Annotated in this window: 23 protein-coding genes and 1 riboswitch; of the genes, 11 read left to right on the forward strand and 12 right to left on the reverse strand. The window is 66.9% G+C overall.

Features of this window, described 5'->3' with window-relative positions; all coding sequences use genetic code 11:
• Positions 1–168 precede the first annotated feature (168 nt).
• Positions 169–936: a transporter substrate-binding domain-containing protein gene (locus ATO4_RS23620; protein WP_245308911.1), complete on the forward strand. Its 768-nt coding sequence runs from the start codon at positions 169–171 to the stop codon at positions 934–936.
• A 10-nt stretch (positions 937–946) separates the two neighbouring features.
• Here ATO4_RS23620 and ATO4_RS23625 read toward each other — a convergent pair whose 3' ends face one another.
• Entirely contained in the window at positions 947–1,360 is a 414-nt protein-coding gene (locus tag ATO4_RS23625; protein WP_083594236.1) for a tellurite resistance TerB family protein, read from the reverse strand.
• Positions 1,361–1,534: 174 nt separating this feature from the next.
• Here ATO4_RS23625 and ATO4_RS23630 point away from each other — a divergent pair, with 174 nt between their 5' ends.
• Positions 1,535–3,193 carry a lysine--tRNA ligase gene (locus ATO4_RS23630; RefSeq protein WP_083594237.1) on the forward strand — a complete coding sequence of 553 codons (1,659 nt, stop codon included), beginning with the start codon at positions 1,535–1,537 and terminating at the stop codon, positions 3,191–3,193.
• A gap of 20 nt (positions 3,194–3,213) precedes the next feature.
• On the opposite strand, the gene ATO4_RS23635 is transcribed toward ATO4_RS23630, so the two are convergent.
• Positions 3,214–3,942 carry a thermonuclease family protein gene (locus ATO4_RS23635; RefSeq protein WP_083594238.1) on the reverse strand — a complete coding sequence of 243 codons (729 nt, stop codon included), beginning with the start codon at positions 3,940–3,942 and terminating at the stop codon, positions 3,214–3,216.
• 187 nt (positions 3,943–4,129) lie between these two features.
• On the reverse strand, positions 4,130–4,783 hold the full coding sequence (locus ATO4_RS23640) for a helix-turn-helix transcriptional regulator (protein WP_083594239.1): 654 nt from the start codon (positions 4,781–4,783) through the stop codon (positions 4,130–4,132).
• Positions 4,784–5,045: 262 nt separating this feature from the next.
• On the opposite strand from ATO4_RS23640, the gene ATO4_RS23645 reads away from it, so the two are divergent.
• The gene (locus tag ATO4_RS23645) at positions 5,046–6,059 is read left to right on the forward strand and encodes a YihY/virulence factor BrkB family protein (RefSeq protein WP_245308912.1); all 1,014 of its coding nucleotides are present in this window, start codon (positions 5,046–5,048) and stop codon (positions 6,057–6,059) included.
• 210 nt (positions 6,060–6,269) lie between these two features.
• Here the strand turns inward: ATO4_RS23645 and ATO4_RS23650 are convergent, their stop codons facing one another.
• Positions 6,270–6,803 carry a hypothetical protein gene (locus ATO4_RS23650; protein ID WP_083594240.1) on the reverse strand — a complete coding sequence of 178 codons (534 nt, stop codon included), beginning with the start codon at positions 6,801–6,803 and terminating at the stop codon, positions 6,270–6,272.
• 193 nt (positions 6,804–6,996) lie between these two features.
• On the opposite strand from ATO4_RS23650, the gene ATO4_RS23655 reads away from it, so the two are divergent.
• On the forward strand, positions 6,997–7,155 hold the full coding sequence (locus tag ATO4_RS23655; protein WP_083594241.1) for a YqaE/Pmp3 family membrane protein: 159 nt from the start codon (positions 6,997–6,999) through the stop codon (positions 7,153–7,155).
• A gap of 75 nt (positions 7,156–7,230) precedes the next feature.
• Here ATO4_RS23655 and ATO4_RS23660 read toward each other — a convergent pair whose 3' ends face one another.
• On the reverse strand, positions 7,231–8,058 hold the full coding sequence (locus tag ATO4_RS23660) for an alpha/beta hydrolase (RefSeq protein WP_083594242.1): 828 nt from the start codon (positions 8,056–8,058) through the stop codon (positions 7,231–7,233).
• A 165-nt stretch (positions 8,059–8,223) separates the two neighbouring features.
• Here ATO4_RS23660 and ATO4_RS23665 point away from each other — a divergent pair, with 165 nt between their 5' ends.
• Entirely contained in the window at positions 8,224–8,520 is a 297-nt protein-coding gene (locus tag ATO4_RS23665; protein WP_139802651.1) for a hypothetical protein, read from the forward strand.
• Positions 8,521–8,746: 226 nt separating this feature from the next.
• On the opposite strand, the gene ATO4_RS23670 is transcribed toward ATO4_RS23665, so the two are convergent.
• The 3 genes from ATO4_RS23670 to ATO4_RS23680 form a co-directional block, all read right to left on the reverse strand.
• Complete coding sequence (locus ATO4_RS23670) at positions 8,747–11,809, reverse strand: efflux RND transporter permease subunit (protein ID WP_210191132.1); 3,063 nt, start codon at positions 11,807–11,809, stop codon at positions 8,747–8,749.
• Positions 11,809–12,894, reverse strand: coding sequence for an efflux RND transporter periplasmic adaptor subunit (locus tag ATO4_RS23675; protein ID WP_210191133.1), 1,086 nt, complete (start codon positions 12,892–12,894; stop codon positions 11,809–11,811). The genes ATO4_RS23670 and ATO4_RS23675 overlap by 1 nt, the downstream gene beginning before the upstream one ends.
• A 378-nt stretch (positions 12,895–13,272) precedes the next feature.
• On the reverse strand, positions 13,273–14,286 hold the full coding sequence (locus ATO4_RS23680) for a 1-aminocyclopropane-1-carboxylate deaminase (RefSeq protein ID WP_083594245.1): 1,014 nt from the start codon (positions 14,284–14,286) through the stop codon (positions 13,273–13,275).
• A gap of 251 nt (positions 14,287–14,537) precedes the next feature.
• A riboswitch (FMN riboswitch) is annotated at positions 14,538–14,668 on the forward strand.
• 70 nt (positions 14,669–14,738) lie between these two features.
• Between ATO4_RS23680 and ATO4_RS23685 the strand changes: the two genes are divergently transcribed.
• Positions 14,739–15,206: a 6,7-dimethyl-8-ribityllumazine synthase gene (locus tag ATO4_RS23685; RefSeq protein ID WP_083594246.1), complete on the forward strand. Its 468-nt coding sequence runs from the start codon at positions 14,739–14,741 to the stop codon at positions 15,204–15,206.
• 44 nt (positions 15,207–15,250) lie between these two features.
• Here ATO4_RS23685 and ATO4_RS23690 read toward each other — a convergent pair whose 3' ends face one another.
• The 4 genes from ATO4_RS23690 to ATO4_RS23705 are packed head-to-tail and all read right to left on the reverse strand — an operon-like array spanning position 15,251 to position 19,504.
• The gene (locus ATO4_RS23690; RefSeq protein WP_083594247.1) at positions 15,251–16,228 is read right to left on the reverse strand and encodes a sugar-binding transcriptional regulator; all 978 of its coding nucleotides are present in this window, start codon (positions 16,226–16,228) and stop codon (positions 15,251–15,253) included.
• Between the two features lie 40 nt (positions 16,229–16,268).
• Complete coding sequence (locus ATO4_RS23695) at positions 16,269–17,732, reverse strand: FGGY-family carbohydrate kinase (protein WP_083594248.1); 1,464 nt, start codon at positions 17,730–17,732, stop codon at positions 16,269–16,271.
• Between the two features lie 3 nt (positions 17,733–17,735).
• Positions 17,736–18,695 carry a transketolase family protein gene (locus ATO4_RS23700; RefSeq protein WP_083594249.1) on the reverse strand — a complete coding sequence of 320 codons (960 nt, stop codon included), beginning with the start codon at positions 18,693–18,695 and terminating at the stop codon, positions 17,736–17,738.
• A complete protein-coding gene (locus tag ATO4_RS23705) occupies positions 18,692–19,504 on the reverse strand; it encodes a transketolase (protein WP_083594250.1) in 813 nt (270 codons plus the stop codon). The genes ATO4_RS23700 and ATO4_RS23705 overlap by 4 nt, the downstream gene beginning before the upstream one ends.
• Before the next feature lie 209 nt (positions 19,505–19,713).
• On the opposite strand from ATO4_RS23705, the gene ATO4_RS23710 reads away from it, so the two are divergent.
• From ATO4_RS23710 to ATO4_RS23730, 5 genes are all read left to right on the forward strand, one after another.
• Positions 19,714–20,685 (forward strand): ABC transporter permease, encoded by a 972-nt coding sequence (locus ATO4_RS23710; RefSeq protein WP_139802652.1) that lies wholly within the window; start codon positions 19,714–19,716, stop codon positions 20,683–20,685.
• A gap of 110 nt (positions 20,686–20,795) precedes the next feature.
• Positions 20,796–21,725 carry a substrate-binding domain-containing protein gene (locus ATO4_RS23715; RefSeq protein ID WP_083594251.1) on the forward strand — a complete coding sequence of 310 codons (930 nt, stop codon included), beginning with the start codon at positions 20,796–20,798 and terminating at the stop codon, positions 21,723–21,725.
• A 75-nt stretch (positions 21,726–21,800) separates the two neighbouring features.
• Complete coding sequence (locus ATO4_RS23720; protein ID WP_083594252.1) at positions 21,801–23,291, forward strand: sugar ABC transporter ATP-binding protein; 1,491 nt, start codon at positions 21,801–21,803, stop codon at positions 23,289–23,291.
• 19 nt (positions 23,292–23,310) lie between these two features.
• Positions 23,311–24,093 (forward strand): SDR family oxidoreductase, encoded by a 783-nt coding sequence (locus tag ATO4_RS23725; RefSeq protein WP_083594253.1) that lies wholly within the window; start codon positions 23,311–23,313, stop codon positions 24,091–24,093.
• Between the two features lie 60 nt (positions 24,094–24,153).
• On the forward strand, positions 24,154–24,945 hold the full coding sequence (locus ATO4_RS23730) for an SDR family oxidoreductase (RefSeq protein ID WP_083594254.1): 792 nt from the start codon (positions 24,154–24,156) through the stop codon (positions 24,943–24,945).
• Positions 24,946–25,116 lie beyond the last annotated feature (171 nt).

A 25,116-nucleotide genomic window follows, 5' to 3' on the forward strand; every position in this document is an offset into this window, starting at 1 on the left:
CCTTTCAACGGATAGTCCGCACGCAGCCGCCGGGGAATCGTGTTCAAGTTGAACTATTCAGTAAACTAACCAATGGGGGAAGAATTCTTGCGCTGGTTGCGATTTGCCCTCTGCGCCTGTCTTGGTGCCGCCTCGGCGTCACTTGGAGGCGGCGCGGCCGCGGAGACCGTGGCGACCCCGAACTTCGTCGACCAGCACCAGAGGATCGCCAAGCCCGACCTCTCCAGCCGCCAGCGCATCCGGTTCCTGACCTCGACCGACTACCCGCCCTTCAACTTCCTCGACGCGCGGGGCCGGCTCACCGGGTTCAACATCGATCTCGCCAAGGCCGTCTGCGAGGAGCTGGGGGTTCTGTCCCGCTGCCAGATCGAGGCGCTGCCCTTTGCCGATCTGGTGCCGGCGCTGCGGCGCGGCGACGGCGAGGCGATCATCGCCGGCCTCGCGATGAATGCGACGACACGGCGCGAATTCGCCTTCAGCCAGCCCTATTTCCGCTACCCCGCCCGCTTCCTGGTGCGCAAGGACCGGGCGATCGCCACGCCGATCGCCGATCACATGGACGGAAAGGTCGTTGGCGTGACGACCGGCAGCGCCCATGCGGCGATGCTGCGCTCGTTCTTTCCCAACGTCGAGGTCCAGACCTTCCCCGACCGGCTGGAGGCGCTTTCCGCGGTGCGCCAGGGCAAGGTCGACGCCTATTTCGGTGACGGTGTCAGCCTGTCGTTCTGGCTGGAGAGCGATGCGGCCGACAAATGCTGCGTCTTTGCCGACGGGCCGTTCCTGTCGGACCGCTTCCTCGGGGAGGGGCTGTCGGTTGCCGTCGCCCCGAGCGATGCCGCTCTTGCCGACGCCGTCGACTATGCCATCGCCCAGATGGTGGCCAAGGGGCGGATGACGGAGCTGATGCTGCGCTATTTCCCGATCAGCGCGTTCTGAGCGCCGGCGGTCAGCCGAGCCGCCGGTAGCGCACCCGCGCCGAATGCTCGATGGCGCCGGCGGTCAGCCGGTCGAGTTCGAAGGCGTCGCGCAGCATCTCGAGAAGCCGCAGCTCCGGCTGCGAGGCCTCGACATCGGCCGATACCACCTCGACGGCCAGCGCATAGGCGGTCTCGTAGAGGCTCCGGGGCACGGCGTCGCGGACGTTGCGGATGATCGCGTCGATGCCGTCGTCCTCGTCGAGCAGATCGCCGCAGTCCTGGGTGATCGCGGCGAGGCGGCTCTCGTCGAAGCCGGAGAAGACGGGAAGGGTGCGCAGGAGCACGGTGAATTCGCGCCGCTCGATGCCGCTGATCTGCCCGTCCGCCGCCGCCACGGCGATCATCAGGTGAATGAGGGCGTCCTGCGGGTTCAATGCGGCCATGCTCTTGGTTTCCTCCGGTTACGATTTCGGCAAACCTAGGGACCGCCTCCGCCCGCCACAAGTGCGCCCTTTGTTGACGAGGCGCCGCCTTGTTTCTAGACCATGCGCCAGACCGCACGCTGCCGGCCCCGTCCGGCCGCGCGCCATCATCCCTCTCGATCACCTGGAACCGAAATGCCGACCGTTTCGAACGATGCCGATCCGATGCGTGACGAGGCGCTCGCCTCCAATGCCTGGCCGTTCGAGGAAGCCCGCAAGCTCCTGAAGCGCTTCGAGGCGTCGGGCATGCCGGCGGAGGTGCTGTTCGAGACCGGCTACGGCCCCTCGGGCCTGCCGCATATCGGCACCTTCGGCGAGGTCGCCCGCACCTCGATGGTGCGCCATGCGTTCCGGGTGCTGACCGGCGACGCGGTGCCGACGCGGCTCCTGTGCTTTTCCGACGACATGGACGGTCTGCGCAAGGTGCCGGACAACCTGCCGAACCGCGAGATGATGCTGACCCATCTCGGCAAGCCGCTGTCGCGCATTCCCGACCCGTTCTCGAACGAGTACCCCTCCTTCGCGGCGGCCAACAACGCCAAGCTCCGCCGGTTCCTCGACGGTTTCCGCTTCGACTACGAATTCGCCTCGGCGACCGACTACTACGCGGCCGGGCGCTTCGACGCGACGCTCCTGAAGATGCTCGCCGCCTATGACGAGGTGATGGAGATCATCCTGCCGACGCTGGGGCCGGACCGGCGCGCCACCTATTCGCCGTTCCTGCCGATCCATCCGACGACCGGGATCGTGCTGCAGGTGCCGATGGTCGAGCGGGACGTCGACGCCGGAACCATCGCCTATCTCGACCCGGACACCGGGGAGCGGATCGAGACGAGCGTTACCGGCGGCAGGGTGAAGTGCCAGTGGAAGGCCGACTGGGCGATGCGCTGGGCGGCGCTGGGCGTCGACTACGAGATGGCCGGCAAGGACCTGATCGACAGCGTCACCCTGTCGTCGAAGATCTGCCGCGCGCTGGGTGCCAAGCCGCCGGAGGGCTTCAACTACGAACTCTTCCTCGACGACAATGGCCAGAAGATCTCCAAGTCGAAGGGCAACGGCCTGACCATCGACGACTGGCTCGCCTATGCCTCGCCGGAAAGCCTGTCGCTCTACATGTTCCAGAAGCCGAAGACGGCGAAGAAGCTGTATTTCGACGTCATTCCCAAGGCGGTCGACGACTATTACGCCTTTCTCTCGGCCTATCAGCGGCAGGACGCGCGGCAGCGGCTGCAGAATCCGGTCTGGCACATCCATGACGGCGCGCCGCCGCAGGACGGCATCGCCGTGCCCTTCGCGATGCTCTTGAACCTCGTCTCGGCCTCCAATGCGTCGAACAAGGGGACGCTCTGGGGCTTCATCAGCCGCTATGCGCCGGGGGTGACGGCGGAGACGGATCCCCAGCTCGACCGCCTCGTCGGCTACGCGCTGCGCTACTATGACGACTTCGTCAAACCGGCCAAGCGCTTCCGGGCGCCCGACGCGGTGGAACGGCAGGCGCTGGCGGCCCTCGATGCCGGACTGGCCGGACTGCCGCCAGATGCCGACGGCGAGGCGATCCAGAACGTCATGCTCGACGTCGCCCGGCCGATCGAGCGCTACCAGGACCTGAAGAAGAAGGGTCCGGAAGGTGGGCCGGGGGTGTCGGTCGAGTGGTTCCAGGCGCTCTACCAGATCCTCCTCGGCCAGGAGAAGGGGCCGCGCTTCGGCTCCTTCGTGGCGCTCTACGGCATCGGCGAGACCCGCTCGCTGATCCGCCAGGCACTGGACGGAACATTGTCCGGCACGGCGGGCTGAGGGTGGCAAGGCCCGCCCGCCTACCGCCAGATGCCGCGCCTCGCCTGGCGCGCCGCGGCCTCGACTTCCTCATAGGCTCCGCCCGGCGCTGCCCTCGCCCAGCCGTTCTCCACTACCCAGCGGCCGATGTCCTCGCTGCCCACGGTGCAGGCGCTGGTCGCCTCGCCGCGCTTCAGGCCGAAATCGTCCGGCACGTCGCAGGCGATCGAGCGGCCGCGCAGGAAGCGGCGGAGCTCGGTGCGCGCCATGACGCCGCACGGAAAGTCCTCGGCGCCGCTCCCGCAGCGCTCGTTCAGGGGCAGCGCCTCCACGCCGGGCAGCGTCACGACGCCCTGGCGGTAGGCGACGCGCGCGCCGTCGAGGGCGACGGGGCGGGCGAGGAGGCGGGGCTTCGGGGTGTCCGGCTGCTGATCGTCGTCCGACAGAGGCGGGCGCGGGGGCAGGCGCTCCAACGGCTCGGCGCCGTCGCCGGGCCCGGATGGCGTTCCCTGCGGTGCGACGCGTGCCGCCTGCGTGATGCCGCTCCCTGGCTGAGCCGGGACGGCTGCATCGCCGCGCCGTTGCCGCGGCTCGCCCTTGGCCGGATCGGCGGTCTCGGTCGCGGCAACCGGCTGGCGCGGGCGGGCGGCGTCGAACACCGTGCGCAGGTCGTCCTTCTCCGGCGCGAGCCACATGACGACGGCGAAGACCAGGATCAGGCCGACGGCAACGACGATGTTTCGCCGGATATCCTCAACGCCCAAGGGCATTCACACATCAACGGCCGGGGATGGAGGTCCCTTCCGCCGTTGCCCCAAACATGATGGTCGATCTCGAGCAAGGCCCGGCTGGCGCCAAGGGCCCGGCGGAGATTGCGCGGCAGGACCGGGAGTCAATGGCGGCCATGGCGATCGGCGCCCGCGGCGATGATGACGATCATGGCCGTCCCGGCCGGCGTCACTGGCTGGCCCAGAGGATCCGCGCCATCCATTCGATCTCCTCGACGCCGAACTGCCGGTCCGGATAGTCGGGATTGACCGAGCCGAGCTCGATCGACCGGGCCGTGCGCCGCTGCAGGATCTTGGCCATCACCTCGCCCTCGCGGGTGCGCACCACGACCCGGTCGCCGCGGCGCACCGAGGCGCCGGGCGCGACGATGATGACGTCGCCGTCGCGATAGAGCGGCATCATGGAATGTCCCGAGACTTCCAGCGCGTAGGTGGCCTCGTCGCTCTGGGCCGGCAGCTGGATCTCGTCCCAGCCCTGGCCGACCGGAAAGCCGGCATCGTCGAAGAAGCCACCGGCGCCGGCCTGGGCGAAGCCGAGCAGCGGCACCGTCACGGACGCCCGCCGGGCCTGCAGCCCGGCATCGACCGAGCCCTTGCCGGCCATCAGCGTGGTGAATTCCTCGATCGTGGCGCCGGTCGCCTCGATCACCTTGGCGATCGATTCCGTCGACGGCCATCGCGGCCGGCCATCGCCGGCGCTGCGCTTCGATCGGTTGAAGGTCGTCGGATCGAGGCCGGCCCGCCTCGCGAGGCCGGAGGCCGAAAGATTGTTGCGCGCGGCAAGCGCATCGATCGCGGCCCAAATTCGATCATGCGAGAACATGGCGGACGATCCGTCGACAGGCGTTCAAGGAAAATAAACCTCCCCTTCATAAAAGCAGCGGTTGCCGTTGTCCAGTCGTTGCCCGGACGATGTAACGCAGCGTCGGGTCGTCGCGCCGGGGTGCTGGAACCGCGGCGGCAACTGCGGCATTGTGGCAGTCGAGGGGCAAGGTGCGACGCCTGCCTTCCCGGCCTGCCCGTGCGCCGAAGAAACCGGTGACGGCCGATCCCGGCCGACCCGCAATCGTGGAGATCGAAGCGAGGTGAGTGAGGCGCGGTTCGCTGCCCAGACCAGCGAGGAGATGCGACACCGGGCAGGCGAGCCTGGACGTGGCCGAGACGCGTCGCATCCGACTGCAATCCCATGGAAGGGCTGGAAGGACATCGCCGCGCGGCTCTACGTGTCGTTCTTCGAGGACAGGGTGATGCTGATCGCGGCGGGCGCCACCTTCTATCTCCTTCTGGCGCTGTTTCCGGCCTTCGCGGTCTTCGTGTCCTTCTATGGTTTCGTCAGCGATCCGTTGTCGATCAGCGAGCACATCGCCTTCATCGGCCAGTTCCTGCCCCAGGCCGGGACGCAGCTTCTCGAAGCGCAGCTGGATACCCTGACCTCGCAGAACACCACGTCGCTGTCCTTCGGCTTCTTCACCAGCCTCCTGTTCGCCCTGTGGAGCGCCAACAACGGCATCAAGACGCTGTTCGAGGCGATGAACGTCGCCTATGGCGAGAACGAGAAGCGCAGCTTCATCACGCTCAACCTCGTCGCGCTCGGCTACACGCTCGGGGCGATCTTCATCGGCATCGTGCTGATCGCCGCCGTCGGCATCGTGCCGGCGATGATGGCGATCTTCGGCCTCAGGGGGTTTTCGGAGACCGTGATCGCGGCGCTGCGCTGGCCGGTCGTCTTCGTGCTGATCGTCGCGGCGATCGCCATCATCTATCGCTACGGTCCGAGCCGGAGCCGGGCGCGCTGGCGCTGGGTGACGTTCGGCGCGGTCCTGACGGCGAGCGTCTGGCTGATCGCCTCGATCGGCTTTTCCTGGTATCTGCAGAACTTCGCCAACTACAACGCCATGTACGGCTCGCTCGGCGCCGTCGTCGGCTTCATGATGTGGGTGTGGATCTCCTCGCTGATCTTCATCGTCGGCGCCGAGATCAATGCCGAGATGGAGCATCAGACCGCCGTCGACACCACCGATCCGCCGGCCAAGCCCATCGGCCGCCGCGGCGCCCGGGTCGCCGACACGGTGGGTCGCAGGATCGGCCGGAGCAGCTGACGGGTTCGGCGGGCCGTGCCGCCCGGGGTCGCCGCCGCGTGGTCAGCAGGCGGCACGGAGGTCCGTCCGGTGGACGGGGCGGTTCGGTCGCCAGCGGTTGCGTCGCGGTTCCGGTGGAGGCGGGCGATAGGACGCCGATCCTCTATGGGCGAAGCACCTGCAGCCGCGAAGAGACGTGGCGGGCCCCGGGAGAGCCAGGCTGGCCCGGGATCATCTGCCCCGGAACGACAGGTCCGACACCACGACGTTCCGGCCGTCGATCCTTTCCACCACCTGCATGGTGAAGGCGCCGCCGCCGCTGTTGCGGATCAGCATGCGCGCGACGTCGTCGTCATAGATCTTCTTCGCCCACTTGACCCGGAGATCCAGCGTGTCGCCCTTCAGCTTGCCGGCCAGCGTCGCCGGGCCGCTGGTCGAGCCGGTATAGGTGCCGCGATAGAGATTGCCCTTGGGCTCGTAGGTGAGGCGGGCGGCGATCTCCCGGTTGAGCAGCACCATGGCGCGGCAGTTTCCCGCGATGGTGAAGCTGCGCTGGCCGTTCCGCGTGCCCGAGACGTTGCAGGAGACCGAGGTCGGCGACGGCAGCTGCTTGACCTTGACCTGCCCGCCGCCCTGCCACGCGCCGCCGAAGCGCGAGAAATAGTCCGGGGCCGCCTCGACCGATCCGGCGGCCAAGCCCCCGACGAGGGCGGCGACGGCAGCCGCCAGGGCGCCTTGCTTGAAGGATGGTTTCGTGATGGACAAGATCGCGCTCCTCGATTGACCCCGGCGTCGAGGAAGGACGCCGCGGCACCCGCACCAGACTTGTACTCCTGCCATGCCGGAACGAAGTGGCGAAAGCACGGCCCTTGCCCGATCATGTCCCGATCGTCGCGGCTGGAACGGGCAAGGGCCGGTCACGTTACCGTCGAAACAACCCCAACGGAGCCGTCAGTTCATGGATCTCGTCCGCATCATCATCGCCATCCTGCTGCCGCCACTCGGCGTGTTCCTGCAGGTCGGCCTCGGCAAGCACTTCTGGATCAACGTCGTTCTGACCCTTTTCGGCTACATCCCCGGTATCGTCCACGCGATCTGGGTGATCGCCAAGTACTGAGCGAGGCGGACGCGACACCATCGACTTGGAGCAGCCGGGGCGGACACGCGGTGCCGCGCATCCGCCCCGAGGGCGTCAGGCCTTTATGAAGGCGAGGAGGTCCTCGTTGAAGCGATCGCCCATGGTCTGGTAGAGGCCGTGCGGCGCGCCGTCATAGACCTTCAGCTCGGCGCCCGCGACGATCCCGGCGGTCTTCTCGCCGGACGCGGCGATCGGAACGATCTGGTCGTCGTTGCCGTGGATGACCAGCGTCGGCTTGTCGATCTTCTTCAGGTCCTCGGTGTAGTCGACCTCCGAGAACTCGTGGACGCAGTCGTATTCGGCCTTGATCGAGCCCATCATGCCGAGCCGCCAGAAGTCGTGGCGCAGACCCTCGTTCACTTTCGCGCCGTCGCGGTTGAAGCCGTAGAACGGCATGGTGATGTCGAGGAAGAACTGCGAGCGATCCTCGGCGGTCGACTTGCGGATGCCGTCGAAGACCTCCAGCGGCGTTCCTTCCGGGTTGGCCTCGGTCTTCAGCATCAGCGGCGGGACGGCGGCGACGAACACCATCTTGGCGACCTTCGAGGTGCCGTGGCGGCCGACATAGTGGGCGATCTCGCCGCCGCCGGTGGAATGGCCGACGAGGACGGCGTTGCTCAGGCCGAGATGATCGATCACCGCTGCCATGTCGTCGGCGTAATGATCCATGTCGTTGCCGTCCCAGGGCTGGGAGGAATAGCCGTGGCCGCGCCGGTCATGGGCGACGACCCGGTAGCCCTTCATGCCGAAGAAGAGCATCTGCGCGGCCCAGGTGTCGCCGGACAGCGGCCAGCCATGGGAGAAGACGATCGGCTGGCCGTCCTTGGGGCCGAGATCGCGGTAGAAGATGTCGGTGCCGTCCTGGGTCTTGACGAAGGGCATGCTGGTTTCTCCTTTGTGGTCGGCTCTGGCGGTCGCCGCATGGCTGCGCCAGGCAAGGCGAACGTGGCGGCCATGGCCGATCCGGCAATGAGCGCGCCGCGGCGGGTGAGGGTGAATGTCGGGAAGCCGACGTTTGGCGTGGCAGGGATCCTTGGGGGAGATTCGTTGCCGCCTACAGCTTTGCACCATGCCTCGGCGCAGGCGAAGACGTCCTTGTCCGGGACGACGAGGTCGTCGAACTGGCCGACCTCGATGCGGCCCTTGCCGCAGCCGGAAACCCCGACGCTCGCCATCGAGCTGGCGTCGCTCGCCCTCGCGATGCCGCGGCTGGAACATGCGGAGGAAATCGGCGTCGCCGAGCCCGCCGACCCCGATCCCTTGCCGAAATATCCGATGCGCCAGCCGGCGGAGACCCGCCGGACGGTGGAGCGCGATCCGACGCTCGGCGTCCAACCGCGATAGGATCCACGAGGATACCGGGAAGCCGGTTCGCGGGCTTCCGCCACCCGGGCGGCCGGGATGTCGTAGGGCTGCCGATCCGGACGGGCCCGCTTCCGGCCGAAGGCCGCGACATTGTTCGCCAGGCGCACAGGTCGAGGCCGCCGCGGCAGGATCCGGCTCACGAATCCGCCAGATCGGGCCTTTCCGGCATTGGGTCAGATGGCCGGGACAGGAGGCAGCGGGCGGTTCAGGCCGGCGCCTCGGCGGCGCCTGCCTCGCGCCGTTTCGGGTCGGACTGGAAGAGGTCGTAGAGGACCGGCGTCAGGAACAGCGTCAGGACGGAGGCCACGAGATAGCCGCCGATGATGACGAGGCCGATCGAGAACCGGCTCTCGGCGCCGGCTCCGCTGGACAGGACCAGCGGAACCGCCCCGAGCACGGTCGACAGCACGGTCATCAGGATCGGCCGCAACCTGACGACGGAAGCCTCGATCACCGCGTCCCGCACCGTCCGGTCGCCCTCGCGCAGCTGGTTGGCGAACTCGACGATCAGGATGCCGTTCTTGGCCATCAGCCCGATCAGCATCACCATCCCGACCTGGGAGTAGACATTGATCGCCTCGCCGAAGACGAACAGCGTCACCAGCGCGCCGGCGACCGCCAGGGGCACCGAGAGGAGGATGACGACCGGCTGGATGAAGCTCTCGAACTGCGCGGCGAGCACGAGATAGACGATGAGAAGGGCGAGGCCGAACGTCATCAGGAGACCGCCGGAGGTCTCCTGGAACTGCTTGGCCTGCCCCGTCCAGGACAGGCCCATCTGGGACGGCAGCGTCTCGACGATCTCTTCGGTGATGGCGATGGCGGTGCCGAGGTCGGTGCCGTCGGCAAGGCCGGCGGAGATCTCGACGGAGGGCTGGCGATCGTAGCGGTTGAACGCCCGCACCGACGCACGGCGCTCGACCTCGACCAGGCCATCCAGCGGCACGAGGTCGCCTGTCGAGTTTCGCACGTAGAGACCGCGCAGATCGGAAGCGTTCCGCCGGCGCTCCTCCGGCGCCTGCAGGATGACCGGGTAGCGGCGGTCGCGATCGATGTATTCCGTCACTTCGGCGGAGGCGAAGAATGTGCGCACCGTATCGGCGACCGTGCGGGCCGAGATGCCGATCTCGCGCGCCCGCTCGCGGTCGACCGCGATGTCGAAGCCGGGCGTGTTCACCTCGTAGTCCCGGCGGATGTCGACGATCTCCGGGCGCTCGCGCAAGCGCCGGGCGAGTTCCTCGGAATACTGGGCCGCCAGCTCGAAGCTCGGCGCCGTCACCACCGCTTCGAGCGGCGTGCCGCCACCGCCCGCATTGAGGCCGGAGGGCGCGAAGGCCCTGACGCTGCCGAGCGTGATCTTCGCCAGTTCCGGCCGCAGCTCCGAGACGATCTGGCGCGGCGCGATCGTCCGCTCCGACCAGGGCGCCATGACAGCAACGACGAAGGCGCGGCCGCTCTCGCCATACTGCCCGACGATGGAGATCACGTCCTCGACGGCGCCACTGTCGCGATACGGCTCGATCAGCGCCTCGATTCGCTCGACGATGCCGTCGGTGAAGTCGAGGGCGGCGCCCGGCGGTCCGTCGACGCTGAGGAAGAAGACGCCGCGGTCCTCCTGCGGCGTCAGCTCCGAGGGCAGGGTCTGGTAGAGCGAGTACGACATGCCGCTGAACAGGGCGGCGAGGGCGAGGACGACGATCGGCACGCGAAGCGCCAGCGTCAGGAGGCGGCGGTAGCCGGAGGCCAGCCGGTCCGTCGCCCAGCCGATGCCTTTCGCCAGGACGTTGCGCCCGCCACCCGTCGTCAGCAGCTTCGATGCGAGGACCGGGCAGAGCGTCAGTGCGACGAAGGTCGAGACGGCGACGGCGATGGCCAGCGTGATGCCGAACTCGGTGAACAGCCGTCCGATCTCGCCCTCCAGGAAGGACAGCGGGAGGAACACCGCGATCAGCGTCGCCGACGTCGAGACCACGGCGAAGAACACTTCCCGCGAGCCGGCCCGGGCCGCCTCCTTCGGCTCGTCGCCGTTTTCGACGCGCCGCTGGATGTTCTCCAGAACCACGATCGCGTCGTCGACGACGAGACCGATGGCGAGGATCAGGGCGAACAAAGTGAGGATGTTGATCGAGAATCCGGCAAAGGCGATGCCCGCGCAGGCGCCGAGAAGCGCGATGGGGATCGTCACCGCGGGAACGAGCGTCGCGCGGATCGAGGCGAGGAAGACGAAGATGACGGCGACGACGACCGCGACGGCGATGCCGAGGGTCTGCAGCACCTCGTAGATCGAATTGCGGATGAACTCGGCATCGTCGCTGGTGATCTGGATCGTCGTGCCGGGCGGCAGCTCGTCCTCGATGTCGGAGACGAAGCGTTCCACTGCCTGCGAGATCGCCAGCGTGTTGGCGCTCGACTGTCGCAGGACGCCGAGGCCGATGGCGGTCTGGCCATTCACCCGGAAGAGGCTGTCGTCGGATTCGACGCCGAGTTCGACCTCGGCCAGCGTCCCGAGCCGGATCGGGAAGCCGTCGCGCTGGGCGACGATCAGTTGCTCGAACTCCTCGACCGAGGCGAGGCGCGTCTGCGTGCGCAGCAGGAAGTTGCGCGACCGCGTCTCGATCTGGCCGGCGGGCAGTTCGATGTTGTTCTCGCGCAAGGCCGATGCCACGTCGTCGACCGTTACGCCGCGCGCGGCGAGGGCATCCGGATCGAGCCAGACGCGCATGGCGTAGAGCCGCTCGCCGGAGAGCTGGGCCGCCGCGACGCCGGAGATCGTCTCCAGACGGGCCGTGACGAAGCGCTCCGCGTAATCGGTGAGTTCGCTGGCAGAGAGGGTGTCGCTCACCAGCGTCAGCCGCACGATGGGATCGCCCTCGGTGTCGTTCTTCTCCACCGACGGCTCGTCCGCGGGCTCGGGCAGTTCCGGCGCCACGGCCTGGACCGCGGCCCTGACGTCGGCCGTCGCCTGGTCGATGTTGCGGCTCGCCTCGAAGGTGATCACCGTCCGCGAGCCGCCGAGTTCGGCCTCCGTCGTGAAGGAATCGACGCCCGCGACGGTCGAGATGGCGCCTTCGATGACGGTCGCCACCTCGGCATCGACGACGCCTGGGCCGGCCCCGGTATAGGCGACGCTGACCGTGACCTCCGCCGCGTCGACATCCGGCAGTTCGCGGATCGGCATGCGCGCGAGACCCGCGATGCCGAGGATGACGATCAGGATCGAAACGACCGAGGCAAGGACGGGACGGCGCAGGCTGAGCTCGGACAGCATCAGTCGAGCACCTCCGCGCGGCCCGCTTCCTCGGCGATCTCCACCGGCGAGCCGTCCGACAGGGTGTTCCAGCCGGTGACGACGACCTGCGCATCCTCGCCGAGGCCGTCACCGATTTCGGCGCGGCCGTCGCGGCTTGCCCCCAATGCGATGCCGGTTCGCCGCGCCGTGCCGTCCTCGACCGTGTAGACGTAGGTCGCCGAGCCCTCGCTGATCACCGCGTCGTCGGGCAGGGTCAAGGCCTCGTAGCTGTCGAAGACCAGATCGGCGTTGACGAACATGCCGCCGGCGAGCGCCCGGTCCTCGTTGTCGACGAGGACCCGGACCTTGAAGCTGCGGGTCTCCGGATCGATGCCGGGCGCGACGAAATCGACTTCGCCGGCAAACACCCGGCCGGGATAGGGCCGGGCCTCCAGCCGAACGGTCTGGCCGGTGCGGGTCTTGGCGAAGTAGCGCTCCGGCAGCGCGAACTCGGCCTCGACCGCGCTCAGGTCTTCGAGAGTCGAGACGATCGTCGAAGACTCGATGTATTCGCCGGGGTCGAGGTCGAAGGCGCCGAGGACCCCGTCGAAGGGAGCGAGGAGCCTGCGATCCTCGACATTGGCCTCGGCCAGCCGCACGGCCGCCTCGGCGCGCCGGAACGCCGCGCGGGCCGTCTCGATCGTGGCTTCGGAGGAAACGTTGCGATCCTGCAGTTCCAGAAACCGCTGCAGCTCCTGGCGGGCTTCTTCGTAGGTCGCCCGTGTGTCGTCAAGTTCGGCGCGCACGGCGCGGCTGTCCAGTTCGAAGATCAGGTCGCCCTCCGCAACACGGGCTCCCGAGGCCACCGGGGCTGTCACGACGCGCCCTGCTGCGAGCGGCCGCAATTCGATGGAGCGGAGCGGCAGGATGGTACCGACGGCGGAATACCGATCCTCGAGTTCCCGGCTCTCAGGTCTGGCGACCGATACGCGGATGGCGCTCGGCTCCTGCGTCGAGGCGGCTTGCTGCTCGCTTGCGGTCAGGTAGTCCGCTCCCCAGACGCCGGCCGCCGCGAAGCACGCGACGACGATGAGACCCACCAACCATTTGATCGCACGAACCAACCGTGTCTCCACTCGCATCGACGCTCGCCCTAGAAGTGAGCGCAATGCGGGAGACGTCAAAGCGGAAGCCGCGAGATGACGCATGGTTGAACGCCGCGTCAGAAGACACGTCAGGCAGATCGGCGACGAGACTCGGCGCTGCCGGGTCGCCGGTGGCGCTCATGCCGGAATGGCATCGCATTACCCGACTATCGCATCACCCGACGCAGAACCGCGCGCGGGGGCAACCGAACCCTCCCGCGCCGAACGCCTTGCCGGTCGACCAGGCCGCGAGCCGGCGCGGCCACCGGCCGGCAATGCCGCTCCGTCGCCCGGCCGCTGGGTCGAGCGGACGGGCGTACCCCGCGCCGAAACCTGCCGCGCCGCTACGGCGGCGGATCAGCCTTCGCGGTAGTAGTAGCTGTAGCCGTTCAGGGCCGGCGCACCGCCGAGATGGGCGTAGAGCACCCTCGATCCGGCGGGGAAGAAATCCTTCTTCGCCAGGTCGATCAGCCCCTGCATCGATTTGCCCTCATAGACCGGGTCGGTCATCATCGCCTCGGTGCGGGCCGCGAGGCGGATCGCGTCGTTGGTCTCCTTGCTCGGAACGCCGTAGGCGGGATAGGCATAATCCGGGTTGATCACGATCTCGCTATCCTCGACCCGGCGGCCCAGCTCGACGAGTTCGGCGGTGTTGTCGACGATGGCGCGCACCTGGGCGCGGGTCTGCTCGAGGGTCCCGGAGGCGTCGATCCCGATCACTCGGTCGGCGCGACCGTCGGCGGCAAAGCCGACGACCATGCCGGCGAAGGTCGAGCCGGTGACGACGCAGACGATCACGTAGTCGAACTTGAAGCCGAGCTCGGCTTCCTGGCTGCGCACCTCCTCGGCGAAACCGACATAGCCGAGCCCGCCATATTTGTGCACCGAGGCGCCGGCGGGAATGCCATAGGGTTTGCCGCCGGCATCGCGGACCGACTGCATCGCCTTTTCCCAGCTCTCCCGGATGCCGATGTCGAACTCGTCCTCGACGAGGCGCGAATCTGCGCCCATCAGGCGGGTCAGGAGGATGTTGCCCACCCGGTCATAGACCGCGTCGTAATGCGGCACCCATTTTTCCTGGACGACCACGCATTTCAGCCCGAGCTTTGCGGCCGTCGCCGCGACCATGCGGGTGTGGTTGGACTGGACGCCGCCGATCGACACCAGCGTGTCGGCGCCCGATGCCAGGATGTCCGGGACGATGTATTCGAGCTTCCTCAGCTTGTTGCCGCCGAAGGCGAGGCCCGAGTTGCAGTCGTCGCGTTTGGCATAGACCTCGATCTGGCCGCCGATCGCGGCACTGAGGCGTGGGAGGTGCTCGATCGGCGTCACGCCGAAGGTGAGAGGATAGCGCTCGAACTTTTCCAGCATGGCGAATCTCCGGGTTGCGGCGGAGAGAGGCTAGCAATTTATCGCCGGAAGGTAATTCCACAGTTCCGTCGAATTTACCCGTGCACGCGTAAATCCCGTCTCCTCTGGATGATCACACCGTCTCGCGGACGTAGCGGCAAGAGGGCTTCAGCGTGGAAATCGCGCGGCTTCGACGCTGATCCGAACGACAGGGACGATGACGATCGTGCCGGCCGGTCGATTGACAATCTGCGTGACGAAACCTAGCGAATGTGGGTTCTCAGGGCGGGGTGAAATTCCCCACCGGCGGTTACAGCCCGCGAGCGCCATTCTTCGGAATGGGTCAGCAGACCCGATGGAATTTCGGGGCCGACGGTCATAGTCCGGATGGGAGAGAACGAGGTATCGGCGCTTTGCGGCGCCGGTGCTTCTGCACGCTCTGGGATTCTGTCGTGTTGAAAGGATCTGGAGCTATGGCAAGTCTGCCCAAATTCGCGTTCATCAAGGCGCGCTGGCATGCCGATATCGTCGATCAGGCACTCGTCGGGTTCGAACAGCGACTGGCGGAGCTCGGCGTCGATGCCGTCGTCGACACCTATGATGTACCGGGCGCCTTCGAAATGCCTCTGCTCGCACAGACGCTGGGGCAAACCGGCGCGTATGCCGCCATCGCCGCAGCGGCACTGGTGGTCGACGGCGGCATCTATCGCCATGATTTCGTGGCCCAGGCCGTCGTGTCGGGCCTGATGGAGGCGGGGATGAAGACCGGCGTGCCGGTGCTGTCGGTCTCGCTGACGCCGCATCATTTCCAGCCGTCCGACGAGCACCGATCCTTCTTCCACGATCATTTCGTCAAGAAGGGGCGGGAAGCGGCCGATGCGGCGGTGCGCGTTGCCGAGATATACGCAGGTCTGGTGCCAGACGCGAACATCGCAGCCTGAGACGGCCCGCGCCGCGCGGGATGCGCAGCGCGGCCTGAATCGGATCATTCGGCGGGCGTGCGCTGCCCATCGGAGGAGACGAGACGTTCGGCGGTGAACTTGTCGGTGATGAGCAGATCGATGACCCCGGTGCGCAGCGCGCCGCGGATGGCCGCGGTCTTCGACTGGCCGCCTGCCAGAGCGATCACCCGATCGACCCGGGAGAGTTCCTCAAGCGTGATGCCGATCACCCGATCGTCCAACGGCGTCTTCACGGAAGCGCCGTTGATGTCGAAGAATCGCAGGCTCATGTCGCCGACGCCGCCGGCATCCGCGACATCCACGAGTTCGCGGGAAGAGAATGTGTTGCCGCTTCGCGCCAGCATTCCGGAGGGCTCGACGGCTCCCACGCCGACGATGGCGAGCGTGATCTTGCTGAAGAGATCCATGGTTTCGCGGACATATGTGTCGCCCAGTAGGACCAGCTTTGCTTCGCGCGACTGCGCCACGCCCGGCGCGCTCAGAAGGTGCGGATCGGCGCCGGTCAACTTGGCGAGGCGCATCGTCAGCTGATTCGCGTGGGTCTGAACGCTCGGATCGCCGATGCCGCCGAGGGTCTGGACGACGTACTTGGCCTTGCCCGTCTTCATCGGATGGATGTTCTCGACCATCCGCAGGATGGTTTCCGACCAGCTCGACACGCCGATGATCTCGTCCGTCTGCAGCGTCGCCTCGAGAAAATGCGCCGCGGCCTCGCCGATCCGGGCCATGATCGCGCCGTCGCGGTCTTCGGAGCATTCGACGACGAATGCTTCGGACAGGCCGAACCGGGTGCGCAGGCCAGCCTCGAGATCGCCATAGGTACCGGACGGGGAGACGACGGTCGTGCGCACGATCTCCTCGTCATAGGCGCGCTTCAGCATCCGCGACACCGTGGCCTGGGAGATGCGCAGATGCCGGGCGATGTTGGCCTGGCGTTGTCCCTCCACATGGTACATCTGCGCGACCCGCGCGATCATGCGAAGTTCATTCACACGGGACATGTCCGGCGATCATCCTTACGAGGCATTGCATAAATATTCACTACAGCGCCGCAAGGGTTCCTGCAACAGCCTTGTGCCACCTCGCAATATCGATCTGGCGCAGATCCTCCGGCATCTTGGGCGAAATGTCCTGATCGTGCGCGGAGAGGCGGGCGAGGCGATCGAGGTCCGGCCAGAACCCGGTAGCGAGTCCTGCCAGATGCGCCGCCCCGAGGGCGGATGCCTCGCTGTTGCGGCAGGGCGTCACCGGGTGATCGAGCACATCCGCGACGATCTGCATGAGGAAGCGGTTGCGGCTGGGCCCGCCATCGACGAACAGTCGGCCGAACCCTTCCCCGGCGGCTTCCATGATCTTGTGGACGTCGAGGACCTGATAGGCCATGCTTTCGGCTGCCGCGCGGGCAATGTGAGCCGGCTTCGCACCGAAGGACAGGCCGCAGATCAGGCCGCGCGCCTCGGAATTCCAGTGCGGCGCGCCGAGGCCGACATGGGCGGGCACCAGCGCCACGCCGTTGGCATCGGGGACCTGTTCGGCGAGGGCGAGCAGGGCCTCGACGCTCCCCAGGCCGAGCAGGTCCGCCGTCCATGGAAGGATGGCGGCACTGACCAGGATGTTGCCTTCCAGCGCATAGGTGGACTGCCCGTTCATCGACCACGCGATCGTCGTCGTCACTCCGGTCGGCGGGACGACGAACTCCGGGACCGTCGCCATCACGGACGAACCGGTGCCGAAGGTGATCTTGCCGTCGCCGATCCGAAAGGCGCCATGCCCGAAGAGCGCGGCGTGGGAATCGCCGATGGCGGAGGCGATCGGGATGCCGTCCGGCACGACGTCCGAGCCAAGGGTCGGCGCGAAGAGGCCGGAGGAATCCCGCACCTGCGGCAGCATGCGCATATCGATGTCGAACAAGGCGCAGAGACTGGCGTCCCACGCGCCTTCGGACAGATTGAAAAGCTGCGTGCGCGCGGCGTTCGAGCGGTCGGTGGCGTGAACCGTCCCGCCGGACAGCTTCCAGATGAGCCAGCTGTCGATGGTCCCGATGCAGACATCGCCGCTGGCATGGCCGTGATTGTCGAGGAGCCAGCGGATCTTCGTCGGCGGGAACATCGGGTCGAGCGGAAGGCCGGTTCGCGCGATGACCTCGGGCTCGTGCCCTCTATCGCGCAAGGCTGCGCAGGCCGCGGAGGTGCGTCGGCATTGCCAGGAGACGACCGGGCCCAGCGGCGCGCCCGTCCGGCGGTCCCAGATGAGGACCGACTCGCGCTGACTGGAAATGCCGAGGGCGACGATCTCGACATCGGGCGCGGCGGCGCGGCAGGCGGCGATCGCTTGACGCGTCGCCGCCCAGATCTCGCCGGCGTCCTGCTGGACCCAGCCGGAGCGGGGATGCTCGATCGGCACGGGCGCAGAGCCGCTGGCGATGATGTCACCCGACGCCGCGACCATGACGACCTTGCAATTGGTCGTTCCCTCGTCGATCGCCAGAACGACCTGCTGCGCCATGTCCTATCCCTTCCGCTTCACCAGTTCCGCCGCGCTGTCGGCGATCGCCGCGGGCGCCATGCCGAAATCGTCGAGCAGCGCGTTGGCCGATGCGGTATGGGCGAAGACGCCGGGAACGCCGAGGCGCTTCATCGGCACGGGATGCGTCTCGACGACGACTTCCGCCACCGCACTGCCGAGGCCTCCGAAGATCGTGTGCTCCTCGCAGGTCAGGATCGCGCCCGTCTCCCGTGCCGCGCGGACGATCGCCGCTTCGTCGATGGGGCGCACGCTGGCCATGTTCAGGACGCGGGCCGACAGACCCCGCTCGGCGAGCAGGGCGGCGGCGATCATTGCGCGGTGGCTCAGGACGCCGTTGGCGATGATCGTGACGTCGCGGCCGTCCCGCAGCGTGTTCGCCTTGCCCGGTTCGAAGACGTGGTCCTCGGGGAGAAGGTCGGGCACGCCGACGCGGCTCAGCCGCAGGAAGCAGCCGCCTTCGTAGCTCGCCGCCCACCGGACGGCCGCGGCGGTCTCGATCCGGTCGGCGGGCGCGATGACCGGCACGTTCGGCAGAGCGCGAATCCAGGCGAAGTCCTCGATCGAATGATGCGTCGGGCCGAGCTCGCCATAGGCCATGCCGGAGCTGATCCCGACCAGCTTCACGTTGGTCATCGAATAGGCGACGTCGGCCTTGATCTGCTCGAGGGCGCGGCCCGTCAGGAAGGGAGCGGCCGCGCAGACGAAGGGGATCTTGCCGCCATTGGCGAGGCCGGCGCCCACCCCGACCATGTTCTGCTCGGCAATGCCCACGTTGATCAGCCGATCGGGGAACTTCGCCTTGAAGCCGCCGAGCTTGGAGGAGCCGACGGAGTCGTTGCAAACGGCGACGATGTCGCCGTTCGCGGCTGCCAGTTCCTCCAGCGTCGCGGTGAGGGCGTCCCGGCAGTCGTGCAGCTTGGTGTCCTGGAAGGGCATGTTCATCGTGCGGCCTCCTCGAGCTCGGCCATGGCCTGCTTGTACTGCGCTTCGTTCGGCACCTTGTGGTGCCAGGCGACGTCGTCGCACATGAAGGAGATGCCCTGGCCCTTGTTGGTGTGCGCGACGATGCACTTCGGCTGGCCTGGCGTCACCGTCTCGGGCGCCAGCGCCTGGCAGATCTGCTCCATGTCGTGGCCGTCGATCTCCTCGACCGCCCAGCCGAAGGCCGCGAGCTTGGGCGCGAGCGGGGCGAGGTTGTTGGTGTCGGCGAGACGCGCGCCCTGCTGAAGGCGGTTGTGGTCGATGATGAGCGTCAGGTTGTCGAGCTTGAACTGGGCCGCGGCCATGATCGCCTCCCAGTTCGAGCCTTCCTGCATTTCGCCGTCGCCGGTGATGACGAAGGTGCGCCAGGAATCGCCGTTCAGCTGGGCGGCCTTGGCCATGCCGACGCCGACCGGCAGCCCGTGGCCCAGCGGGCCGGTGTTGGTCTCGACGCCGGGAACCTTGACGCGGTTCGGATGGCCGTTCAGCCGGGAGTGCGGCTTCAGGAAGCTCGAGATCTCGTCCTTCGGGATGAAGCCCTTCTCGGCGAGCGTGACGTAGAGCGCCAGCGCGGTGTGGCCCTTGCTGAGCACCAGCCGGTCGCGCTTGGCGTCCTGGGGGTCGACCGACATCGTGTGGAAATAGAGAGCGGTGAGCAGGTCGATGACCGACATCTCGCCGCCAATGTGCCCGGCACCCGCCTCGAAGACGGCCTGGAGGTCGCGGCGCCGGATGCGGTTCGCAATCCTGCGGAGTTCGTGGGGATCCATGTCGTACCTTTTGCTCGTACGGATGCATAATTATGCTGCAGAAACTAATCATACAACATGGAGCCGGTCAAGATGTCCGGCGCTTCTCGGGCTGCGTGCATATGTGGCAGGCCACGTGGGAATGCGATCTATTGACACCGCATATCCGCTAGGTTAGGCATTTTCCATCAGGAATGCATAAATATGCGCCTGAGGAGGAGGAAGCAGTGATGATGACGTCAGCAACGGCTCGCAGCGAGTCGCGCTTTTCCGACCTGTTTTCGATGAGTGGAGCCACCGGGCCGCTCATCGGCCTCATCCTTCTCTGCGTCTTCCTGTCTTTCGCGACCGATTCCTTCCTGACGACGCGCAACCTTCTGAACGTCATGGATCAGGTCACGGTTCTCGGGATCATGGCGGTCGGCATGACCTTCGTGATCCTGATCGGGGGCATCGATCTCGCGGTCGGATCGGTTCTGGCGCTGGCGATGATGGTCATGGGCTATCTGTCGAACGTGGCCGGCTACCCGCTCGAGCTCGCCATCGTGATGGCGCTGGTCGTTGCGGCCGCGACGGGCGCCGCGTCGGGCCTGCTGATCACCTTGTTCAACGTACCCGCCTTCATCGCGACGCTGGCCATGATGTCGATCGCGCGCGGCCTTGCGAACATGATCACGGATGGCCAGCAGATCGTCGGCTTTCCGGGCTGGTTCAGCATGCTGGCCTTCATCCGCCACGGCGGGTTCCTGACCTTCACCGTCGCGGCGATGCTGGTCGTCTTCGCCATGGGCTGGTTCTTCCTGCGTTACACGTCGGGTGGCCGCAGCCTCTACGCCATCGGTGGCAATCCGGAAGTGGCGCGGCTCGCAGGCATCAACGTCAGCTTCATGACCGTCGGCGTCTATGTGGTCTCGGGTCTCTTGGCGGGGCTTGGCGGCATCGTCCTCGCCATGCGCCTCGACTCGGTGCAGCCGACCGCCGGATTCACCTATGAACTCGACACCATCGCAGCGGTCGTGATCGGCGGCACCAGCCTGTCGGGTGGCCAGGGCGGCATCGTCGGCACCATCATCGGCGTCCTGATCATCGGCGTCCTGCGCAATGGTTTGAATCTGCTCGGGGTTTCGCCCTTCACCCAGGCCGTGGTGATCGGCGTCGTGATCGCCCTCGCGGTCGCGGCCGAAGCCTTCAAGAAGCGCTGATCGAATTCGCGGTCGGATATGCGCCGCCGCCAGAAAGTCGCCCGACCCTTGGCCGGGGACCAACCGGATCGCCTGAAGGCGGATACCGGACCACACCGGAGGAGACCGAAATGAAAATCACCATGACGCTCGTGGCTGCGACCGCCCTCGCGCTCACCGCATTCGGCAATGCGCAAGCCGAAGAGGTCAAGCGCCTCGGGCTTGCCGTGACCAACCTGCAGGCCGACTACTTCAACCAGATCAAGATCGGCGTCGAGAGCTACGCCAAGGAACTGGGCATCGAAGTCATCACCGTCGATGCGAAGAACGACGGCGCCACCCAGGTCAGCCAGGTTCAGGACCTCCTGACCCAGGACATCGATGCGCTGATCTACCTGCCGGCCGGTGCCGCGGCCGCGACGGTGCCGGCCCGTCTGGCCAAGCAGCAGGGCATCCCCGTCGTCAACGTCGACCGCAACGCCGAGGGCGAGCCCGGCGACACCTTCATCGCCACCGACAACGCCGCATCGGCCTATGACGTCTGCAAGCACATCATCGGCCTCGCCGGCGGCAAGGGCAAGATGATCATGATCCACGGCCAGAAGGGCACGACGCCGGAAGTCGAGCGCACCAAGGGCTGCATGAAGGCGATCGAAGAGAACCCGGGTGTCGAGCTGGTCGCCCAGCAGTGGTCGCAGCAGTGGTCGCAGGCCGAAGGTCTGGACATCACCCAGAACCTTCTGCAGGCAAACCCCGACGTCAACATCATCTTCGGGCAGGCCGACGGCCTCGCCCTGGGTGCGGCGCAGGGGGTCAAGGTTTCGAATGTCAGCCAGCGCGTCTATGTCGGCGGCTTCGACGGCGACACCACCGCCCTGCCGATCCTCGCCGCCGGCGGATATGACGCGACTGCGACGCAGCAGGTCCGCGGCATCGGGCGGCTGGCCGTCGACAGCGCGATCAAGCTGGCAGCGGGCGAAGATCTTCCCGCAGAGCAGCTTCTTCCGGGCTTCCTGACCACGCCGGAAAACGCTCAGCAATATGTCGAGAACCATCCCTGATCCGTCAGGATAGAGATGGCCGGGACCCGCATTCACGGGTCCCGGCCCCGTCGACGGATTTCCGAAGGGATCGCCATGACCGCCGCCGCATCGCCCATTCTCTCGCTGCGCGACATCCGCAAGTCCTACGGCCCGATCCAGGTGCTGCACGGCATCGATCTGGATGTCCATGCCGGCGAGGTCGTGGCGTTGCTGGGTGAAAACGGCGCGGGAAAATCCACCGTCTCGAACGTCATTTCCGGAACGGTGCTTCCGTCGTCCGGAACCATGACCTGGCAGGGCAAACCCTACGCGCCCGCCAATCCGCGCCAGGCGATCGATGCCGGCGTCGGCATGATCCACCAGGAACTGCTGCTGCTTCCGCATCTCTCGATCGCCGAGAACGTCTTCGTCGGCCGCTACCCGAAGAAAGGTGGCCGGATCGATCGCAGGACGATGGCCGAGGAGGCTGCCAGGGGGCTCAAGCGTCTGGGCCTCGACGTCTCGCCCAACCGGTTGGTGCAGGGTCTCTCGACCGCGAACCAGCAGCTGATCGAGATCGCCAAGGCGCTGACTCTCAATGCCAAGCTTCTGATCCTCGACGAGCCGACCGCCGCGCTGGGCGGCGAGGAGACGCAGAAGCTGTTCCGGCAGATCGCCAGTCTGCGGGAACAGGGCGTCGGGATCATCTACATCTCCCATCGGCTGGAGGAAATCCGCCAGATTTCGGACCGCATCGTCGTCATGCGCGACGGCAACAAGGTCCAGGAGTTCGACAGCGCCGACATTCCGGTCCGCACGATCGTCGAGGCGATGGTCGGCCGCAGCCTCGACCGGATGTTTCCCGCCCTGCCGACGCCGAGCGAAGAGACGGTTCTGGAGATCAGAGGGCTGAAGTCGGGTCTGGGGCATTTCTCCGACGTGAACTTCAAGGTTCGCAAGGGCGAGATCTTCGGCATCGCCGGGCTCGTCGGCGCCGGCCGCACCGAACTCGTGCGCGCGATTGCCGGCGCGGATCCGATCTCCGGCGGACAGGTCATCCTGAACGGGCGGGACATCACGCCGAAGAGCCCGCGCGACGCGATCCGCAACGGGATCGTCCTCGTGCCCGAGGACCGCAAGCAGCAAGGGCTGGTGACCCAGCATTCGATCGCCCAGAACATCGGCTATGCGAATTTCAGCAAGGTGGCCCGGAGCGGGTTCGTCACGAATTCCCGGATCAACCAGTTCGCCAACGAAAACATCAGGAAGTTCGGCGTGAAGGGGCGCGGCAGCCAGAATGCCAGCGAGCTCTCGGGCGGCAATCAGCAGAAGGTCGTCATCGCCAAATGGCTGGCGCGCGACCCCAAGGTCGTCGTGCTGGACGAGCCGACCCGTGGCATCGACGTCGGCGCGAGGTCATCGATCTACGAGATCATCGTCGGTCTGGCACAGGAGGGCGTCGCGGTCATCGTGGTCAGCTCCGACCTCGAGGAGGTCCTCGGCGTGTCCAACCGCATCATGGTGATGGCCGCCGGCCGGCAGACCGGCATCCTCGATCACAGCCAGGCCAACGACGTTTCCGTCATGGAACTCGCAACCGCCTGATCCAACACAAGAGATCCACATGACTCGCTTCGCAGGACGAACCGTCGTCGTCACCGGCGGCAACAAGGGCATCGGGTTCGCGATCGCCGGACGCTTCGCAGCCGAAGGCGCGAACGTCGTGCTCGGCTCGGTCGAGCCGCAGGTCGAAGAGGCCGCCGCCGCGTTGCGCGAGACCGGCGCACCGGCGATCGGAATGGTCTGCGACGTGACCGATCCGCACGCCGTCGTCGCCCTCTACGACCTGGCCGAGCGCGAGTTCGGGCGGCTGGACGTGTCGGTCCAGAATGCCGGCATCATCACGATCGCCAGGATCGAGGACCTCAGCGAGCGCGACTGGGACGCCACCCTCGCGGTCAACACCAAAGGCACCTTCCTGTGCTGCCAGGAAGCCATCCGCCGGATGCGGCGCGCGGGGCGCGGCGGGCGGCTGATCAACATCGCTTCGGGCCAAGCGCGCGACGGCTTCATCTATACGCCGCACTACGCCGCCTCGAAGTTCGGCGTCATGGGCCTGACGCAGAGCCTCGCCAAGGAAGTGGCGACGGACGGCATCACCGTGAACTCCGTCTGTCCCGGCATCATCAGAACCGACATGTGGGACTACAACGACCGTGTCTGGGGCAAGATGCTCGGCGACTACCAGCCCGGAGAACTCATGGCGAGCTGGGTTCAGAACATTCCCATGAAACGCGCCGGAGAGGGCAAGGACGTTGCGGCCCTGATCGCCTTCCTGGCCAGCGAAGACGCCGACTACATCACCGGCCAGGCCATCAACGTCGATGGCGGACTGATCATGTCCTGACGGCGTCTCGCCATCCCTGCACCCCCCTTGCGACCCAACGAGAAGAACCGGAGGACCTCAATGGCCGACATCACACTCGACGCGCCCAGACTGTTCGACCTGAGCGGGCGCGTGGCGCTCGTGACCGGGGCGGGCAGCGGGATCGGCCAGCGCATCGCCATGGGGCTCGCCCAGTGCGGCGCCGACGTGGCACTGCTGGACAGGCGCACGGACGACGGTCTGACGCAGACCGCCGACTTCATCGCCGGCACGGGGCGCAAGTCGCTCCGGATCGCCGCAGACGTCACCTCTGGCTCGGCGCTGGCCGAAGCGGTGGCACGCGCCGAGGCCGAGCTCGGCCCGCTGCGCCTCGCCGTGAACGCCGCCGGCATCGCCAATGCCAATCCGTGCGAGGACATGGAAGAAGAGCAGTATCAGACCCTCATGGACATCAACATGAAAGGGGTATGGCTCTCGTGCCGGGCCGAGGCTCGCGCCATGCTGGCCCACGGCAAGGGCGGCTCCATCGTCAACATCGCCTCGATGTCGGGCGTGATCGTCAATCGCGGCCTCACCCAGGCGCATTACAACGCCTCGAAGGCCGGCGTCATCCACATGTCGAAGTCGATGGCGATGGAATGGGTCGACCGCGGCATTCGCGTCAACTCGATCAGCCCCGGCTACACCGCGACGCCGATGAACACGCGTCCCGAGATGGTGCATCAGACCAGGGAGTTCGAAAGCCAGACCCCGATGCAGCGCATGGCCAGCCCCGACGAGATGGTCGGCCCGACCGTCTTCCTGCTGTCGGATGCCGCATCCTACTGCACGGGAGTGGATCTCCTGGTCGATGGCGGCTTCTGTTGCTGGTGAACCGCATGGGGGATCCCGGACACTGCCGGCTTCGCTCGTGTGCGGACGGATCTGCGCTGGCACCGCCTCGAGGTGGGGCGGTCACGGCGGGCAGGTGATGGCTCGGCATGAGCGACGTCTCCCGCCGACCCTGTAGAGCCAGGCGCCGATGCTCCAGACAGTCCCCCCCGG

This window comes from Aurantimonas sp. 22II-16-19i (assembly GCF_002088275.1).
In the GTDB taxonomy this organism is placed as follows: domain Bacteria; phylum Pseudomonadota; class Alphaproteobacteria; order Rhizobiales; family Rhizobiaceae; genus Jiella.

Excerpts from the sequence above, each read along its gene's own strand:
- ATO4_RS23710 (WP_139802652.1), top strand. The coding sequence starts at position 19,714 with ATGATGACGTCAGCAACGGCTCGCAGCGAGTCGCGCTTTTCCGACCTG.
- ATO4_RS23655 (WP_083594241.1), top strand. The coding sequence starts at position 6,997 with ATGGATCTCGTCCGCATCATCATCGCCATCCTGCTGCCGCCACTCGGC.
- ATO4_RS23715 (WP_083594251.1), top strand. The coding sequence starts at position 20,796 with ATGAAAATCACCATGACGCTCGTGGCTGCGACCGCCCTCGCGCTCACC.
- ATO4_RS23660 (WP_083594242.1), bottom strand. The coding sequence starts at position 8,058 with ATGCCCTTCGTCAAGACCCAGGACGGCACCGACATCTTCTACCGCGAT.
- ATO4_RS23635 (WP_083594238.1), bottom strand. The coding sequence starts at position 3,942 with ATGCCCTTGGGCGTTGAGGATATCCGGCGAAACATCGTCGTTGCCGTC.
- ATO4_RS23725 (WP_083594253.1), top strand. The coding sequence starts at position 23,311 with ATGACTCGCTTCGCAGGACGAACCGTCGTCGTCACCGGCGGCAACAAG.
- ATO4_RS23730 (WP_083594254.1), top strand. The coding sequence starts at position 24,154 with ATGGCCGACATCACACTCGACGCGCCCAGACTGTTCGACCTGAGCGGG.
- ATO4_RS23680 (WP_083594245.1), bottom strand. The coding sequence starts at position 14,286 with ATGCTGGAAAAGTTCGAGCGCTATCCTCTCACCTTCGGCGTGACGCCG.
- ATO4_RS23625 (WP_083594236.1), bottom strand. The coding sequence starts at position 1,360 with ATGGCCGCATTGAACCCGCAGGACGCCCTCATTCACCTGATGATCGCC.
- ATO4_RS23690 (WP_083594247.1), bottom strand. The coding sequence starts at position 16,228 with ATGTCCCGTGTGAATGAACTTCGCATGATCGCGCGGGTCGCGCAGATG.
- ATO4_RS23695 (WP_083594248.1), bottom strand. The coding sequence starts at position 17,732 with ATGGCGCAGCAGGTCGTTCTGGCGATCGACGAGGGAACGACCAATTGC.
- ATO4_RS23670 (WP_210191132.1), bottom strand. The coding sequence starts at position 11,809 with ATGCTGTCCGAGCTCAGCCTGCGCCGTCCCGTCCTTGCCTCGGTCGTT.
- ATO4_RS23700 (WP_083594249.1), bottom strand. The coding sequence starts at position 18,695 with ATGAACATGCCCTTCCAGGACACCAAGCTGCACGACTGCCGGGACGCC.
- ATO4_RS23685 (WP_083594246.1), top strand. The coding sequence starts at position 14,739 with ATGGCAAGTCTGCCCAAATTCGCGTTCATCAAGGCGCGCTGGCATGCC.
- ATO4_RS23640 (WP_083594239.1), bottom strand. The coding sequence starts at position 4,783 with ATGTTCTCGCATGATCGAATTTGGGCCGCGATCGATGCGCTTGCCGCG.
- ATO4_RS23720 (WP_083594252.1), top strand. The coding sequence starts at position 21,801 with ATGACCGCCGCCGCATCGCCCATTCTCTCGCTGCGCGACATCCGCAAG.
- ATO4_RS23705 (WP_083594250.1), bottom strand. The coding sequence starts at position 19,504 with ATGGATCCCCACGAACTCCGCAGGATTGCGAACCGCATCCGGCGCCGC.
- ATO4_RS23630 (WP_083594237.1), top strand. The coding sequence starts at position 1,535 with ATGCCGACCGTTTCGAACGATGCCGATCCGATGCGTGACGAGGCGCTC.